The sequence below is a fragment of the Syntrophaceae bacterium genome, from assembly GCA_013177795.1.
In the GTDB taxonomy this organism is placed as follows: Bacteria; Desulfobacterota; Syntrophia; order Syntrophales; family UBA2192; genus UBA2192.
This window is the reverse complement of sequence record JABLXY010000002.1, coordinates 603,369-620,342: the sequence shown is the minus strand read 5'-3', so window position 1 is coordinate 620,342 and position 16,974 is coordinate 603,369. Positions and strand designations below refer to the sequence as shown.

The 16,974-nt window shown below is 67.9% G+C and carries 15 protein-coding genes; all 15 read right to left on the bottom strand.

Annotation, left to right across the window (positions count from 1 at the left end):
• Window positions 1–73: 73 nt before the first annotated feature.
• Window positions 74–925 carry a hypothetical protein gene (locus HPY67_07920; protein ID NPV04644.1) on the bottom strand — a complete coding sequence of 284 codons (852 nt, stop codon included), beginning with the start codon at window positions 923–925 and terminating at the stop codon, window positions 74–76.
• Between the two features lie 86 nt (window positions 926–1,011).
• Window positions 1,012–2,196: an MFS transporter gene (locus HPY67_07915; protein NPV04643.1), complete on the bottom strand. Its 1,185-nt coding sequence runs from the start codon at window positions 2,194–2,196 to the stop codon at window positions 1,012–1,014.
• Entirely contained in the window at window positions 2,193–3,758 is a 1,566-nt protein-coding gene (locus tag HPY67_07910; GenBank protein ID NPV04642.1) for a DNA mismatch repair protein MutS, read from the bottom strand. Before HPY67_07910 ends, HPY67_07915 begins: the two co-directional genes overlap by 4 nt.
• Window positions 3,755–5,290 (bottom strand): DNA mismatch repair protein MutS, encoded by a 1,536-nt coding sequence (locus HPY67_07905; GenBank protein ID NPV04641.1) that lies wholly within the window; start codon window positions 5,288–5,290, stop codon window positions 3,755–3,757. Before HPY67_07905 ends, HPY67_07910 begins: the two co-directional genes overlap by 4 nt.
• A gap of 214 nt (window positions 5,291–5,504) precedes the next feature.
• Window positions 5,505–7,652 (bottom strand): hypothetical protein, encoded by a 2,148-nt coding sequence (locus HPY67_07900; protein ID NPV04640.1) that lies wholly within the window; start codon window positions 7,650–7,652, stop codon window positions 5,505–5,507.
• A complete protein-coding gene (gene nuoB, locus HPY67_07895; protein ID NPV04639.1) occupies window positions 7,645–8,403 on the bottom strand; it encodes an NADH-quinone oxidoreductase subunit NuoB in 759 nt (252 codons plus the stop codon). The genes HPY67_07900 and nuoB overlap by 8 nt, the downstream gene beginning before the upstream one ends.
• A gap of 9 nt (window positions 8,404–8,412) precedes the next feature.
• Window positions 8,413–10,017 (bottom strand): hypothetical protein, encoded by a 1,605-nt coding sequence (locus HPY67_07890; GenBank protein ID NPV04638.1) that lies wholly within the window; start codon window positions 10,015–10,017, stop codon window positions 8,413–8,415.
• Window positions 10,018–10,023: 6 nt separating this feature from the next.
• On the bottom strand, window positions 10,024–11,466 hold the full coding sequence (locus HPY67_07885) for a hypothetical protein (GenBank protein ID NPV04637.1): 1,443 nt from the start codon (window positions 11,464–11,466) through the stop codon (window positions 10,024–10,026).
• A gap of 6 nt (window positions 11,467–11,472) precedes the next feature.
• Window positions 11,473–12,156 (bottom strand): hypothetical protein, encoded by a 684-nt coding sequence (locus tag HPY67_07880; GenBank protein NPV04636.1) that lies wholly within the window; start codon window positions 12,154–12,156, stop codon window positions 11,473–11,475.
• A gap of 11 nt (window positions 12,157–12,167) precedes the next feature.
• The gene (locus HPY67_07875) at window positions 12,168–13,118 is read right to left on the bottom strand and encodes a formate hydrogenlyase subunit 4 (GenBank protein ID NPV04635.1); all 951 of its coding nucleotides are present in this window, start codon (window positions 13,116–13,118) and stop codon (window positions 12,168–12,170) included.
• A 450-nt stretch (window positions 13,119–13,568) separates the two neighbouring features.
• Complete coding sequence (locus HPY67_07870) at window positions 13,569–13,850, bottom strand: HEAT repeat domain-containing protein (GenBank protein NPV04634.1); 282 nt, start codon at window positions 13,848–13,850, stop codon at window positions 13,569–13,571.
• Between the two features lie 119 nt (window positions 13,851–13,969).
• Entirely contained in the window at window positions 13,970–14,830 is an 861-nt protein-coding gene (locus tag HPY67_07865; protein NPV04633.1) for a hypothetical protein, read from the bottom strand.
• A gap of 19 nt (window positions 14,831–14,849) precedes the next feature.
• Window positions 14,850–15,308 (bottom strand): hypothetical protein, encoded by a 459-nt coding sequence (locus HPY67_07860; GenBank protein ID NPV04632.1) that lies wholly within the window; start codon window positions 15,306–15,308, stop codon window positions 14,850–14,852.
• 15 nt (window positions 15,309–15,323) lie between these two features.
• Window positions 15,324–15,995 (bottom strand): hypothetical protein, encoded by a 672-nt coding sequence (locus tag HPY67_07855; protein ID NPV04631.1) that lies wholly within the window; start codon window positions 15,993–15,995, stop codon window positions 15,324–15,326.
• A complete protein-coding gene (locus HPY67_07850) occupies window positions 15,988–16,689 on the bottom strand; it encodes an AAA family ATPase (protein ID NPV04630.1) in 702 nt (233 codons plus the stop codon). The genes HPY67_07855 and HPY67_07850 overlap by 8 nt, the downstream gene beginning before the upstream one ends.
• Window positions 16,690–16,974 lie beyond the last annotated feature (285 nt).

The window sequence follows — 16,974 nt, the reverse complement described above, 5'->3', positions numbered from 1 at the left end:
ACGACCCCGCGGCTTGCCGCCCGGACACTCCGGTGCCGGCGGCTATACGCCCCGCAGCGGTTGCCCTCTTGCCTCAGGGTCCCACCTTCAGGATGGGGCTTCCGCCCCTGAACAGCATGATCATCCCCGTCTTTTCCGACACCGTGATGGCGATCGCGCCGGTCCGGTGGGTGATCGCCGCAGCGACGGCATGACGCGTCCCCTCGATGAGGACGTCGACATCCCGCATGTCTGCGTTGATGTGCACGCCCGCGGCCCGCACGAAACCTTTCTCGTCGATGATCACCGCCCCGTCGAGGCGCGCATACTCTTTCAGCGTGTCCCTGACCCGGCCCTCCATCACATTCCTTCTGTCCCCGGGCTGGCCTTCAAAGGGATTCATGAAGAGCGGGGTGCTGTGTTGCAGGACACGGTCCGTGTCCCCGATCACGTAGAGCGCCCCGGCAGGCTGTCTCCTCATCCGTCCCAGCTCCAGCGCTATCGTGAGGACAGCCTTGACGACGGACGGGTCGGGCATGGACGGGTCGGTGACGACACGATAGAACTCGCTGAAGGAGAACTCGTCGTTCCGGAGCAGCACCAGCAGGCTTGCCCGGTCCTCGAGACCGGCTCCGATGACGACGACGCGGTCACCGCGCGAGAGGGCCCCGCTTGCCGTTGCCATGAAGACGGAGAGGTTCAGGAGATCTTCGATGCCGCTGACTTCGCACGGCAGGGTGATCACCGAATCCCCGGGGCGGATCGCTGACGGGATTTCGTTTGCCGTGCAGCCCTTCTGCGTGATGACGATCACCGGGATCTCGACCCGCGGGGCCAGCAGGGGATACAAGGCCTCGGCGGGTGTCAGGAGAACGAGCTTGTCCCACGGGCCCGTCCGAAGCAAGGCGTCAACGGCATGCAGGATGTTCTGATCCAGGTCTTTCAAGGCGATCACCCCCCTTGCGCTCGGCCGCGGGGCCGCGTTCTGCAAGACGCGGCGGTCCGTGTCCCGTCGTCCCCGGGCCGGGCGGGCTACGCCGGCCGATTCGCCCACTGACGCTTGACGCTCCAGAGCAGGGGCACGGACAGAAGCTGCGCAGAGACGGAGAACAGGACCAGCGCCGGAATGGAGATGTCATACAGATACCCCATGAGGGCGCTCCCCGCAAACCAGGAAATCCCGAAGCCGGTGTTGAACACCCCGTAGGCCGTGCCCCGCCTGTCGGCCGGGACCATCTCGGCGACCGCCGCGCGCACGATCGACTCCTGGGCGCCCATCCCGATCCCCCAGAGGACGACACCGCCCAGGGCAAGCCAGAAGCCCCCGAGGAACACCAGCGGGGCAAAGGCCGCCGAGACGAGGGCCGACACGATGAGGATCCCGAATCCCCGGCGGTCGAAGAGATACCCGAAAACGAGGGCCGCCAGGGCATCCACGCCCATCGCCACGGAATAGAAGACCGGGATCCAGTCCCTCGGGACGGAGGAGACCCTGCCGAAATGATAGGCCGCCAGGGGGTAGTCGGCGTAGCCGGCGGCGACGAGGGACACCGCGCCCAGGTAGATCCAGAAACAGCGCGGGAAGCCCGCTCGGGCCCCCGCGCCCCCGGGTTCCAGGTCCCGCGGCGACGGGTACAGGGCCCTTGCCGCCAGGAGGATGACCACGGCCAGCAGCGCAGGGACGAGCAGCGCGGCAAAACCGGCCTGATAGGTGCCTCGCATCACGAGCACGGCGGCGACGATCAGGGGGCCGAGCATGGCGCCCGCCTGATCCAGGGCCTCGTGCAGACCGAACCCCCAGCCCCTGCCGACCTGCCGGGTGGCATAGGACAGAAGGGTGTCGCGGGGGGGCGTGCGGATCGCCTTGCCGAGGCGCTCCACGATGACGAGCGCCGCCGCCAGATCCCAGCGGTCGGCCAGGGCGAGGCAGGGAACGGCGAAGAGGTTGACCCCGTAGCCCGTGATCGTCATCGCCCAGTAGCGCCGGGTCCGGTCGCTCAGATACCCCGACACCAGGCGCAGGCTGTAACCGACGAGCTCGCCGAGGCCGGACACCACGCCGACCACCGTCCCGCTCGCGCCCAGGCTGCCGAGAAACGGGCCCGTGATGCTGCGCGCGCCTTCGTACGTCATGTCCGCGAATAGGCTCACGGCGCCCATCAGCACGACGAACCGCAGGGCCTTGCTCTTCGGCGCATCGCCGGCGGGAACGTTCATGCACCCCCCTCCGTCTTCTCCCCCGCGATCGCCGGCCCATCCGCGGGTTGTGCAGGCCCGGCGGAACGACGCCCGAAAATCGCGTCATAGAGATCCTTCCCGTAGCTCGTCTGCAGGGGCTCGCCTTCGACGATCCGGAACGTCCGCCCCCCGTCGGGCAGCCTCTCCGCGCGCAGGAAAAGGGTGTCGCCCGCCCTGTCCTCGAGCAGCCCGCGGGCGAATGCGTAGAGATGGGTGACGTAATAGACCCGGACGCCCCTGTCCACCAGCGCGCAGGTGATCTGCCTCGCAATCTCCGAGCCTTCCCGTTCGTTCGTCGCGGCGAAGGACTCGTTGAACAGCACCATGGCATTCGCCGTGAGCCTCTCCGCGATGGCGCTCATCCGCGCGAGTTCCTCGTCGAGCTTGCCGCTTTTCATGGTGGGGTCCTCTTCCCGCTTGAAGTGCGTGAACAGGCCGTCGCAGATGCCCGCACGGAAGGATTCCGCCGGCACGAACATCCCGGACTGCATCATCAGCTGGGACAGGCCGATGCTCCGCAGGAAGACCGTCTTGCCGCCCTGGTTGGCCCCCGTGATGATCACCAGGGGCCTGCCGCCGGCGTCCATCCCGTTGCTCACGACGCCCCGCCCCAGGGTCAGCGCCAGGCAGGCATCGTAGAGCCCCCGGAAGGCGTGCCCCTTCCCGCCCGGCGCCCCGGCGAGGGGGAACGCGGTCGGCCCGCCCAGCTGCGAGAGCCGGTCGTGCAGGTTCAGGCAGCCGACGTAAAAGGCCAATTCCGCCCTGAGCAGGCTGAAAAAACTCAGGATGTGATCCGCGGACCGGGCGAGCGCATCGGCCACGTGGTGGATCCCCCTGTCTCTCAACTCCGACAGGGCCCTGGCTCCGCTTTCGTCGCGCTCGTGGATCGTCACGGTGTACTGGGGGGGCTTCCGGGAGAAAACCCGCCTCAGCCAGCTTTCCTGTTTCCCGTGCGGCTTGCGCAGGACGTAGTTCGTCCCCCTGTTGCCCCTGTCCAGCCCGGCGCTGATCAGCAGCCCGTCGCGGAATTTCAGCTCGTCGAGGTGTTGCCGGACGCGGGCGAAGTAGTCCTCCCCGAGTTCCCTGCGGATCATGGCGAAGAAGGCCCGGAACCCCTCCGACTCGAACCGGTCCCCGTGCGTATCCTGGATCGCCTTGAGCCTCCGGAGCATCCCCACGTAAATCTCCATCACCTCGAGGGCGCGGTACAGGACCGAGCTGGGGAAACGGCTGAAGATGCCCCAGTAGCTCTTCTTTTCCCGCTCGAGGGTTTCCTCCGCGACGGCGTAGAGCTCCCGGATCACGGACGGGTGGCGCAGGCAGTCCCTGAGGACGTCCTGGCGGTAGCGGATCGTCTCCGCGTCGTTGCCCACGGCGGTCAGGACGGCCTTTCGGGCCACCTCCCGCACGAAGGGGTCGCCCGCCGCCATGGCATCGAACAGCGTGTCCAGCCCCAGGTCCCGGACCAGGTCCTCCCCGAAGGGCGGCAGGTCGCGCCGCAGGTCGAAATCCCGGTCCCTGTGCAGGAGAAACGCCTTCATGACCGGATCCGCTCCTTCAGGCGTTCGTAGGTGAGGCCGTGCCGTTCGGCAATGGAGATCGCATAGGAAAGCCCGGCGGGGGGGCGCCGCTCGATCCGGTAGGTCCTCACCGCCGGGTTATCGGGGACGACCGTGCTGACCATGCTGACCGTCTTTTCGCTCAGCGTGGCCAGCTCGTCGATGAACGTGACGCAGACGCACAGCAGGTCGAGTCCCAGGACGGCCTCCAGCACCCTCCGGCTCAAAAACACCGCGTCCTGCAGCGTGGTGGACGTGAAGATCTCGTTGATGATGACGATGCTGTTCGGCGTGCACTGCCCCAGGATCCGGTGGATCCGCATCAGGTCGTCCTCGAGCTTGCCGCGGAGACTCCGGGTGTCCTCCTCCTTCTCGAAGTGCGTGAACATCCGGTCGAACAGCAAGAGCCGGGCCTCCCGGCCCGGGACGGGGCAGCCGATGCAGGCCAGGTGATGCAGCTGCCCGAAGGTCCGCGCGAAGGTGGTCTTGCCGCCCTGGTTGGGGCCGGTCACGACGATGACGCGCTCCGGCCCCGAGAGGCGGAAATCGTTGCAGACGACGGCCTTGCCCTCGCCGGCGAGCCGGTGCGCCAGGGCCATGTCGAAGGCGTCCCGGGCATGCACGTCCTTCCCGGCGCCGCCCACCTGCGGGGTGCAGAAGAGCAGCCCCTGCCGTTTCAATGCCGCGAGATGCTCCAGCCAGGCGAGGTAAAACTGGACTTCCCGGTCGAAACGGCCGATCGTGCCGTCGAGGTAGTCGGCGTTTTTCGCGCAGTACGCGTCCAGCGCCGAGAACACGCGCGGGTGGAGGCGGGCGACGAAGTCGAGGATCTGCGCCTCCACGTGGTTCATCTCGGGCCCGTCGGTAAAGGTCACGCGGGAATCCCCGGCCGCCCCCTGCCTGAACTTTTCGAACGTGCTCTCCACCTCGGCGCTGTAGTCCGTCTCGGACTCGTAGCCGCGGACCTGGATCCGGTTGCCCTTGATGTGCAGGCAGTAGCGGACCGCCGCCAGATCGGCGATCAGCGTTTTCGTCTCCGCCCGCAGCGACGCAAACCGGCCGGCGTTCGCGTAGCCCCGCACGTAGTCCCGGAAAGCCAGCAACCCGCGGGATTGCAGTGCCGCGGGGTCCAGTCCCTGCGCCAGACCGTCCACGGCGTCGCAGTAGATGTCCACCGCCTCGAGGAACCATCGCTTCCTCTGGTAGGGGACGTGCAGCGTGTCCGCCCGGGCGAGGTGTGCGCGCATGGCGCGCATCCGCTGCGCAAAAGCGCCGAGCTGCGTGAAGACCGCCTCGCTCTCCAAATCCCGGAAGATCTCCTGGCGGTACCGGATCCCGTCGGCATCGCGGAGGGGGGTGTAAAAAAACGGCTTGAGGTCGTAGTCCTGCCTGCCCTCCGTGACGGCGTCCACGACCTGGTCGAGGTTGAGATCGCCGAAATACTCCGGGGGTTCCTGCGGAAGGGCTGGCCTGTCGTCCCCGGCATCGTGATAGAGTATGCTCCGGAACGTCATCGGACGGGACCTCACGGGTATTGACGCACGGCCGCCGGCTGCCGTCACCGCTCTGCCGCGGAAGCGGCTCTCCGCGGGCGCCGGCGACCCGGTCCGCGGTTGCGCCGCGCGCGAAGCAGGGCCCGGCCGCCGGGCACGCCGCTGCCGTGCGGCACGGGCGAAGGCGCCCGCATCATCGCATCGGGCACGCGCGGGTTCGCGCAGGCCGCCTGCTTCAGAAAACCCGCATGCACGCGAGCACGAGGATCAGGCTGATGAACACGTAGGCCGCGTAGACGTTGACGCTGCCCGAGTGCATGCGGCCCAGGAGCGACGCGACGGCCTGCAGGCCCTTGATGAGGGGCTGCAGGACCACGCGGTCCATGACATGGACTTCCTTCCGCCCGTTGCGGATCGCCGTGCGGAAATGCTCGGCGATCGTTTCCTTCCTCTCGTCGAAGGTCATGGGGCGGAAGACGGCGGCGAAGATCACCCGGACCGGGTTCGAGAACCCGGTGGCCGTGTAGGTCATCTCGGGGATGAGCCGGCGCAGCCCGCCGTCCCAGGCGGGTTTCACGCTGACCGTCCGGGCCCGGGTCAGGGCGCGGATCACCAGGACGCTGCCGATGAGCAGCAGGCTCAGCACGACGACGGTGTACGATGTGGACATGGCGAAGACGACGGGGTTGCGCTCCGCGCCCTGGTGCAGGACAACCCACCCCCGGCCCGGCAGGATGCCTTTGCCGGTCTGCGCGCCCAGGTCGTGGAATTCGGCGACGAAGGCCGGGCTGAACTTCGCGCTGCCGCCGGCATCGAGGGCGAAGAAGGGCGGCACCAGGTCGTCGGCGATCCGCTGGTTCGTCATCGGGGCGATCGCCTGGTCCATCACCGGGATGACGTAGGTCGGCAGGATCCCGAAGAGGAAACAGCAGACCGCCAGCATCCCCATGGGCAGGGTCATCGAGCGCCGCACCTCGACGGCCTTGAGCGCCTTGCCGGACCGGGCATGGCCCAGGAAGCTCATGGCGAACGCCTTCACGAAGCAGGTCACGGCCAGGGCCGCCGTCAGCGCGAGGGCCGCCCCGCAGAGGGCGAAGACGATCTTCACGGCCGTCGACGGCAGCTCGGCGCTCCGGAGCATCGTCTGCAGCGTCAGCCACTCGCTGACAAACCCGTTGAAGGGCGGCAGGGCCGCGATGGACAGGGACCCGACGAGGAAGAAGAGCCCCGTCCAGGGCATGACCCGGATCAGGCCGCCGAGGCGGTCCATGTCCCTCTCGCCCGCGCTGACGTCCACGGCGCCGGCACCGAGAAACAGCAGGGCCTTGTAGAGGGAGTGGTTGACCATGTGGTAGAACGCGGCCGTGAAGGCGATCCCCGCCAGAACGGGGTACCCCGACGCGATGAAGACGAGACCCGCGCCGAGACCGGCCGTGATGATGCCCATGTTCTCGATCGAACTGTGGGCCAGCATTTTCTTCATCTCGTTTTCCGTCGTCGCGTACAGGATCCCCACGAGGGCGGAAATCGTCCCGATGACCAGCACAATGAGTCCCGGGCCCGCCTGTGCGGCCGGCAGAATGTCCACGTTGACGCGGACGATCCCGTAGATGCCCAGGTTGAGAATCACGCCCGACAGGATGGCCGACATGTTCGCCGGTGCGGCGGGGTGCGCCCGGGGGAGCCAGGCGTTGGTCGGGACGAGGCCCGCCTTGACGCCGAAGCCGAAGAACGTGAGAAGGAACACGGCCCAGCGCCCCGCATCCCCAAGCCCCGCCGCCGCGGCTTTCAGGGACACGAAGTCCAGACGTCCCGCCACCGCGAGCAGGACCAGGAAGCCGAGCGCGGCCGCGATCGTCCCGGCCTCCCCCAGGGCCAGCATGAGGTAGCCCGCCCACGTGTTCTCCTCCTTGCCGTGCTCATAGTTCACGAGCAGGTAGGAAACGATGGACATGACCTCCCAGGTCAGGAAAAAGGACAGGACATCCCCCGCCGACAGCAGCAGCACGATGGACGCGAACAGGAGGTGATAGAACAGGCCGAACGTCCGGAGGCTGTGCCGCCCCAGGTACCGCCCCATGTATCCCGCCGTGTAGATCGAGACGGGAAGGAACACGAGCCCCGTCACGAAGACGAAGAGCGCCGAGAGGCGGTCCATGCTCAGCCGCATGGGGCCGAACCCCGGGAGCGTCCAGAGCGCCGCTTCGAAGGGGCGTCCCGACAGGAGCACGTCGCCGCTCATCACGATCGCCACCAGCGACGCCGGCACGGCAACCATCGCGAGAACGCCCGGGTTCCGGCGGTCCGGCGTCACGGCGGCCAGCGCCATGCCGGCGGCACAGAGGAACAGGAACAGGGTGAAAATGGTTCCGGTCTCAACCATCACGGCGACCTCCTGCCTGGGATTTCAGGGATGTGACCGCAGGCGTCCCGCTCCTCGAGACCATCAGGAGCAGGCCGTGCAGCATGGCTAGGGGCGGCGGGGGGCAGCCGGGGATCACGACGTCGACGGGGATGACGTCCCGGACGCCCGCGCCCGAGGCGAAACTGGGACCGAAGACCCCTCCCGAGAGCGCGCAGGCCCCGACGGCGATGACCCCCTTCGGCGTCGGCATGGCCTCATAGGCTTTCCGGAGGGCCGTCTTCATGTGCTCGGTCACCGGGCCCGCCACGAGGAGCACGTCGGCCTCCCTCGGCGTCGGGGTGAGGAAGAACCCCAGGCGATGCATGTTGTAGTGGGGCTTGTTGAGCTGCTCGATCTCGCTCAGGCACGCCCCGCAGGCCCCGGCGTCGACGACCCGGATGTGGAGGGACCGGCCGAACTGGCTCCCCGGGACCCAGCCCGCCGTCCGGTCGCCGGCCGCACGGGCGGCCCACTCGTAGCCGGGCTGCCAATCGGCCGGGCTCTCCGTCCCCCGGATGCAGCGGAAGCAGTGGACGCACCGCGCCCGGTCCACCTGCAGCTCTGCCCCGCCGAGGCGCAGGGCCCCGGTCAGGCAGCGCCCGGCGGCCGGGCCCGCCGGTTGCTGCCCCGCAGGCAGCCCCGGCGAGACACCCGGGGCAGTTTCCTCCCGGTCGGGATAGCCCGTCGAGACGATGCCCGTTTTCAGACCCTTCAACACCCAGTTCAGCATGTCGTCCTCCTATCGGTCGCTCTCGGCGTTGGACAACCCGAACGTGGCCATGATGATCGGAAAGTCCTGGAAAGCAAAGTCCTCCGCGGCCAGGTGAAACCCATGCCAGTTCGTGAAGGACGGCGTCGTGAGGCGATACCGGGCCACCCGCCCGCCCTCCCCGATCCGGACCCAGTGGAAGGCGGCGCCCCTCGGGGCCTCCACCCGGCCGAGGGATGCGCCCGGACGGATTGCAACAGGGCCGGCCGAGACGGGGCCGGCCGGCAGGGATGCGGCCGCCTGCCTGAGAATGCCCGCCGATTGCTCCGCCTCGCTGAAGAGAACCCGGAGGCGGGCATAGCCGTCCCCTTCCTCTTCGCAGGGGATGTCGAAGGCGTAGCGCTCGTAGTCCGCGTACGGCAGCACCTTCCGGATGTCGCGGGCGATCCCCGACGCGCGGGCGATGGGCCCGACCAGGCCGTAGTCGACGGCCTGTTTCCGGGTGACGATTCCCACCTCCTCGATCCGGTCCAGAAAGCTGCTGGAATACCGGAGCATGCCTTTCAGGTCGCAGAGTCTGGCCAGGAGGCCCTCAACCCCCTCGGAGAGCGACCGGCAGTGCGCGTCGCTGAAATCGCGGGACAGGCCGCCGGGGATGTTCAGGCCGAACAGGTACCGGTGCCCCGTGACGGCGGCCGTCAGCCGGAGGGCCTCCTCTTCGAGGATCGAGGCCTGGCTGGTCGCGACGGCCAGCGCCGTGGAGCCGCAGATCGCCGCAATCGCCCCGACGTGGTGGCGGAACCGTTCCAGCTCCGCGAGTAGGACCCGCAGCGCCCCGGCCCTCCGCGGAATCTCGATCCCGGCGATCTCCTCGACGGCCTGGCAGAACGCCAGGGAATGGGCGAAGGCCGATGTGCCGGAAAACCGCTCGGAGAGCAGCAGAACCCGGTCCACGGGGGCCCCCTCGGCGATCTTCTCGACGCCGCGATACTTGTAGAAGAAGCGGGGAATGGTCCGGATCACGTCCTCCCCCACCGTTTCCAGGAGGAAGTGGGCCGACTCGGCGGCATCGGAGTACACCGGGCCGATCGGCATCATGAAGGCGCCGGGTGCCTGCACGATGCCCGGGGGATGCCATTCGGGGCCGATCTCCCTGGGCACGAAAGGCGCCGTGGCGTCGAATCCGGCCCGCATGGGGTTGACGCCCTCGGGCCACTGCTCGTGCAGGACGAAGTCGCCCAGCCGCGGGTGACCCTCGAAGGTGAGGCCGAAAAGATCCTCCGTCTCCCGTTCGTGCCAGTCGGCGGCATGGACGAACCGGCTGATGCTGGGCACCTGCATCTCGGGCTTCGCCAGGGCGAGCCGCACGTGAACCTGGCCTCCCCCGGGGGAGCCATAGAAGATGTAGCGGAGAAGCCACTCGGACGATCCCTCCTCGACGACCATCGTCGCGAAGGTGTAGCCCAGCTCGGCAAAGAGCCAGCGGCAGACATCCGCCGCCAGGCGCTTTCCGCAGGTCATCTCGCAGAGCAGCCTGTCGGGATCGAGCCGGGCCTTGACGCCGTCGGCCCACCGCCGCTCGGCCGCCCCGGGAAGATCCTCCGGCCTGATGGTGTTGTGCAACGGAAGACTCATGTCCGATCACCTCCCGAGGGAAGAGGCTGCAAGGTGCAGGAGCGTCTGCAGCGGTTCGGGAATGTAGAAGCCCAGCAGCACGGCCGGCAGGGCCGCCAGCGACAGGGTCGCGATGCAGGCGGCCGGCAGGCTGACCCGGTCGGGCACCGGGGGCTTGCCGAACACCATGCGGTTGACCTGGTACATGATGCCGAAGAAGGCCACCACGATGAAGACGGCCAGAAACGCCGTCAGGACGTAGTGCTCCTGGTCGATCCCCGCCTTCAGGATGGCGAATTTGCTCAGGAAGACGGCGAACGGCGGGGCCCCGGCGATCCCCAGCCCGCCGATCATGAGGAAAACGCCGGCCGCAGGCGAGGTCCGGATGAGCCCGCGGACCGACGCAATGTCCCGGCTGCCCGTCGACAGCAGCGTTGCGCCGGCGGAGAAGAAGCAGAGGGACTTGGTGACGGCATGGCTGACCATCTGCAGGGCCGCCCCGAAGAATGCGCCGTATCCGCCGAACCCGGCGGCAACCAGGATGATCCCCATGTGCTCCACCGTCGAAAAGGCGAACAGCCGCTTGTAATCCCTCGCCTGGATCAGCAGGAAGGCCGCCGTGCCGACGGACAGCATGCCGAGGATGATGAACCAGAGCGATGCGGTGCCGGCCTGTGCCCCCTGGAACAGCGGGGTCATGCGCATGATGGCGTACAGGACCGTCGTGGTCTCCACGCCGGACAGCAGCGCGCAGACAGGCGACGGGGCCTGGCTGTGGGCATCGGGGAGCCACGTGTGCAGCGGGACGAGCCCCACCTTGGTGCCGTACCCGACGAGGATGAAGAAGAACGCCGTGCTCAGGATGACCGGCGGCATCCGGGGGGCCGCGGCGATCAGGCCGGCCCACGTGAAGGGTTCCCGGGAGACGGCGCTCATGCCCCAGTAGAGGATGAGGACGCCGAGCAGGGCGATGGCCGCCCCCATGCAGGTCAGGACGACGTACTTCCAGGCCGCCTCGAGCGCCTCCGGCGTCGACTCGAAGCTGACGAGAAAGACCGACAGCAGGGTGGTCAGCTCAATGGCGATCCAGACGAGGGCCACCTGCGAGAAGACCGGCACGGCGAGCATGGACAGCAGGAAGAGGTTGAACCGGGAATAGTAGCGCTGGATCCGCCCCTCCTCGCGGGGGCCGACCGTCTTCTCCATGTATCCCCAGGAGAACACGGCGGCCGAAAAGCCCACGAATGCGACCAGCAGCAGGATCAATGCCCCGAAGCTGTCGCAGGAGACCCAGTCGGGGACGGCCGTGACGTCCTGCCCGGAGAGGGTCAGGAACGCCGTCCGGACGGACAGGACGAGGATCGCCAGCGAGCCGAGGACCGTGACGGCCGGGGCCAGCTTCCTGCCGGCGGGAAACAGCGAGAGGACCGATGCCGCGGCGGCGATGACGAGAATGCTCAGGAGCTCCATGACCGATTATTCCTCCCTCAGGGCCGTCATGTCCCCCACGGCCGTGGTTCCGACCCGTTCGTGAATCTTCCGCGTCAGCAGCCCCATGACCAGGGCGATGATGAGGACGTCGAACGCCGCGGCCAGCTCGGCGATGAGCGGCAGCCCCGGGGCGATGGAGATGCCGGCGAAGAAGGCGCCGTTTTCCATCGCGAGGATCCCGATGAGCTGCGGGACGGCTTCCCGGCGGACCGTGATGGTGTAGGCGCCGAGGAAGAGGCCGGCCATCCCGATGGGCAGGTTGATCCGTTCCACGGTCCCGTCGATGGCCCCGAGAAGCGGTGTCGCGATGAAGTAGGAAAAGATGGCGATGGCGACGGCGATCAGCAGCGACGCGGGGATGTTCACGACCTGCGAGATTTCCCGGCGCGCGTAGATCTCGTGGCTCACCGTGCGGCGCAAAAGCCAGGGGATCAGCAGGGACTTGATCGCCAGGGTGATGGCCGCGACGACCAGCAGGTGGACCGAGGCGTATTGGCAGCCGAGCAGCAGGGCCGACAGGGCCAGAAGGACGGACTGGAAGACGTAGACCCTCAGGCACGTCAGGACCTGGCGGATGGCGACCAGGCTGAAGGCCGTCAGCAGGAACAGCCCGCCCGCCAGGGCATTCAGCATGGCGACCGTCGACAGGATCGAGTGGGGATCCGGCATGCGCACCTCCTCTACAGCATCAGCAACCGGGTGATCATCGCGGCGATCGACGTGGCGAAAGCGGCACCCAGGAATTCCGTGATCCGGAAGAGTCTGAGCTTCGCCAGCGAGGACTCGATGACCACGAGGACGACCACCAGGGCGAGGATCTTCACCAGCACCAGGGGAATGGAAAGCAGGACCTCCCCGATCCCCCGGCCCGCCGCCAGCCCCCACGGGGTGACCACGACATTCAGGAAGATGCAGCACAGGACGAAGAACTTCATCGACCCGCCCCACTTCATGAGGGCGGCCCCCCGGCCCGAGTATTCGAGCCCCCGGGACTCGTCCACCATGGCCAGTTCGAAATGGCCCGACGGGTTGTCGACCGGGATCCGCCCCGCCTCGGCGAGGATGAGCATCAGGAAGGCGATCATGAGCAGCACGTGGGCGGGCTCGAAGAAGTTGGCCAGGGGCGTCACCCAGTGCTTGTGGACGATGTAGGGGATGGTCGAGCCCGCGATGAAGGAGACGGTGAAGAAGACGATCATGAAAACCGGCTCGGCCAGGAAACCGACCATCCGGGTCCGGCTTGCCCCCATCGCCCCGTAGGGGTTTCCGGCGTCGATCGCGGCCAGCGTCGCAAAGAAACCGCCGAGGGCCAGGATGAACCCCCCGCCCAGCATGTCCCCCATGAACGCGAAGAACAGGGGGTAGCCCGTCAGGACGGGGATCAGGAGCGCCACGAAGATGGGGGTCACGAAGACGATGTACGGCGTGAACCGGAAAATCCAGGAGCTCTGCTCCGAGACGACCTCATCCTTGTGGAACAGTTTCCAGATGTCCCGGTACGGCTGGAAGATGCTCGGCCCGCGCTTGGACTGGACGTTCTCCTTGAGACGGCTGAGAACCCCCTTGACGAGGGGCGCGAAGGCCATGACGACCAGCACCTGGATCACATTGAAGACGATCAAGTCGACCACGGATGCACCTCCCACGCATTCGGCAGCGGCCGGCAGACAGGGACCCTCGCTGCAGGCCGGCACGAATCGCCGGTCTTCCGGCCTGTCGCGCAATCTGTTTCGGGATTGATCGAAGCGGAGGAATGCGGACCCTTCAGGGCCGCGGATGGCACACGCAACACCCTGACCGTGATGGCGTCAGTCCCCGCCCCTTCGCTCACCGCAACGCGCATGGCTGCCGAATCGATCCCTGCTCCAGAAATCCGTCTTCTTTTGCAGGAGTCATCAGCCTGCTGCGGCGTTTTCGGCGGACTCCATCACCGGTGCGTGGCTGATTAGCAGATGCACGGGAGGATTTCAAGGAAAATTTTTCCGGCGACGGCGGCGGAGCAGACGGGGCATCCTTTCCGATGAAAGGCGTCCCACAGTTCGAGCTGGAGCCTGTCCCATTCTCCCCGGCCGCCCATGCACTCAGCCCCTGGCGCTCTCCCCGTTTCCCCCGTTTCCCAGGGCCGCACGGGAGAGCCTGCGGACCATCCGGGAGGGGTGCCTCTGCAGGCTCCGGATCCTGCGGAGCGACTGCGGCCCGCCGATCTTGCGGAGCGCGACGACCGCCTCGCGGATCACGTAATAATCCCGTTCCCCGTCGAGCAGGCCCCCGAGGGCGGGGACCGCCGCCTGCGACTTCAGATCCCCCAGGATGCGGATGGCCATCATGCGGTTTTCCCGGACGGGGTGGCCGAGGGCCCGCATCAGCTTTTGCTCATAGGAAAGACGTTGATACGCCTCGAGGGCATACCCGCAGTGCGGGCACCGACCCTCCCCCTCCGCGATTTCCCGCCAGCATCCGGGACAAAAAAAGCGCGCGGCCATCATTCCATCCAGGTCGAAAGCATCGTCAGCGCATGGACCCCGTGCCAGGTGTTCTCCAGGGTGGCGATCCCGCCCTGCGGGGTCCGCGAGAAGCCCCCGTTGAGGGTCTGGCAGTTGCGGACGTAGGCCGCGCAGGGTCCCAGGTACGTCGGTCTCCTGCAGAGCAGGTACGACGCCAGCACGCCCGCATGGACGTACTCCAGGTACGACAGGGTCGTGTGGGGGATGTCGGTGAACCCGTAGAAGGGGACCTCGCATTGCCGGAGGAACGCGCCCGCCCCGAGATCCGCCAGGGGGTGACCCAGGCTCCTGAGCATGGCCAGCGCCCGGGCGGTGTCGAGGAGCGTGGAACCCAGGTGCCCGAAGCCGCCGTCGTCGTTCTGGAACCCCAGGATGAACTCGACCATGTTCTCCCGCAGGGGCCCGTTGGCATCCATCCCGAGCAAGCCGTAAAGATCGACGAGGCAGGAGGTCCGCTTGAACATCGAGATCACTTCCGCCGGCAGCCTCTCCGCGTCGAACCGGTAGTGATCGAGGTTGGCCGCCACGTAGGGCCTCGGGTCGAGGGCGGGGGTTTCGCCGAGCAGGGCGAGGCTCTTGACCGCGTAGTACGCCGCATAGATGCTGTCGTAGGAGCCGTCGGGGCGCTGCATCGCCCGGAGATAGTCGACCGTGGCCCGGTCTTCGAACCGCTCGCCCAGGAGGGTGAGGGTGGAGAGGGCGTGCCACGTGTCGGACCCGTTGGGCTCCTCCAGCTTGTAGAAGCAGAACCCCCCGGAGTGGCATTTCCGGTCCAGGACATACCGGACCACACGCTGCCTCAGCGCATCGTCCTGCGGCAACAGTGCTTTGGCGCTCATGCGGGTGAACCCCGGCGGTTCAATCCTGTCGGCTTCCATGGGCGTTCAACAGGGGTCTCAGGGCGGCTGAGAGCGTTTCGATGATTTCCAGGAGTTCCTCCCGGCCGGCCGGGGTCAGCGCCCCATAGCCCCTCATCCGTTCCGGACGGAGATCGTCGAGGGCGATCTCGAGCAGGTGCAGCCGCACCCGCACCGCGTGGGCGGCGTGGATACGCTGCGTTTCGACCGGGATCCGCCTGTCCGCGAGAATCTGCCGTAGGCGCTGCCGGAGGCTCTCCACGCGCTGCTGCAGCTCGGCCCGGCTCGCTTCCGGCAGGTCCTGCACGATCTCCTCGAACGGGGAGCCGGTGGGCCTCGCCTCGCAGAGCATGAGCATCTCGGTGCAGAGCTCATCCATATGCCTGAATTCGCTCAGCAGGCGCCTGAGATGGTTGCCGCCGAGCGGGTTCGACGGGCGATGGGACATGTCCGTCTCCATGGAAACCGCCTCCCCCTAACGCCCCTTCAGGAAGGGGCTGACGACGCTCCGCTCGCCGGACAGCATGACGAGGCCCCGCCGGTACGCGTCCTTCTCGTCGGGCGTGAGGCGCTCGCGCTGCAGCTGCCCGAGCTTGAGGTCGTACTGCCGCATGCTCTCGCCGATCTCCCGGAGCCGCTCCGCCGCCGCGCGGATGAGCCAGGCCCGTCTCGCCCCGTCATCCGTTCCGGCCAGGACGGCGCGGAGGTGTCCCAGGCAGAGCCCGTTGGCGCGTCTGTAGTGCTCCAGGTTCTCGTTGCGCCCCACGAAACGGCAGAACGCCTCCACATACGACGCTTCGCGCTCCGCAAGGAAACGGCAGGCCCGGCAGCCGTCGGCCGATTGCCGGGGAAGCGTCACGGGCTGCCCCGCGGCACAGTCGTCACCCAGATGCTCCAGGCGCTCGGCCAGCTTCCGGCTGAGGGCCTCGTGCCCCCTCGCGATCCCCCGCGGAGACGAGAACTGCGCCAGCTGCCAGGTGTGCAGCGGGCACAGGCCGCCGTCATCCGCGAAGTCTCCGCGGGCCGCCTCGCTGCGCGAAAGCAGGCCCTGGAGCTCGGCAAAATAGTCCTCCATCCCCCGTTCGAGATGGTGGCACACGGGACAGTTCCGGACCTGGAGGTCGCGGATCAGGTCCTCTTCACGCATCGGACGGCCCCTCCCCGACCGCGGTGTCGCGCCGGGCGGTGCGCCGCAGGGTGCCCGCCGCGCCCGGCATCGGCATCAACTCGACGATGCCGAGCGGATAGCCGCGCGCGGCCGACGCCACGGCCTTCAGCGCCTCCTCGGAGAGCGGAGGGCACCGGCCCGCGGCACGCGCCCGGATCATTTCCATGGCCTCCTGCATGGGCAGACGCCCGATCCGCATCATGTCCGCCGGCAGGAGCGCGAGCCGAAGCGCCCGCAGCTCATCCTCGGCCAGGAATGCCTCCGTGACGGCGACGAACTGAAAGGCCCCCGCGGAAACCCAGAACCGGACGAGGTTGAGCTTCTGCGCCGTCAGCTTCGCGATGTTGTCCAGCACCAGCACGTGCGGCTCGCCGCTGTTCGCAGCGGTTGCCGCCAGCCGGCGGCGCCTCGACTTGTAGTGGACGGCCGCGGCCTTTTTCCGGTAGAGCGTCCCCGCGGTCAACCGCCGTTCGACCTCGCGGCAGACGCGGTCGGGTGTGTCCGAGAAATCCGCGAAGAGGAATGTCCTCCGCCCCTGCATCACCCGGGCAACGTGCCGCACGAGGCTCGTCCGGCCTATCCCGTAGGTCCCGGAAAGGATCACGTTCCGGCCCGCGGACAGGGATTCGACGAGCCGCCTCGTCTCCTTTTCTCTGCCGAAAAATGCCGTCATGGCCGCCTCCGTCGTATCGCTCCCCGCCCCGTGCGGCCCCGAACCCTGCGGGCCTTCATGGCGGCCTGCTCCGGGGCCGGTGCATCGCCGTCGGGTCGGGTGGAGGATCGGGGTGTGAAACCCGGGAGGGGCGTTTGGGCTTTCGGGCCCTCGGCAAGCCTGGCGCCGCGCTCGCGGGCGCGAGCGCGGAAGTCGGATGTGAATCCCCCGCGCCGCATCGACGCACCCTGATTCTGCATTCCGTCCCGTGCGCTCCGGCGGCCGCCGGCATGGCCGTCCTGCGGC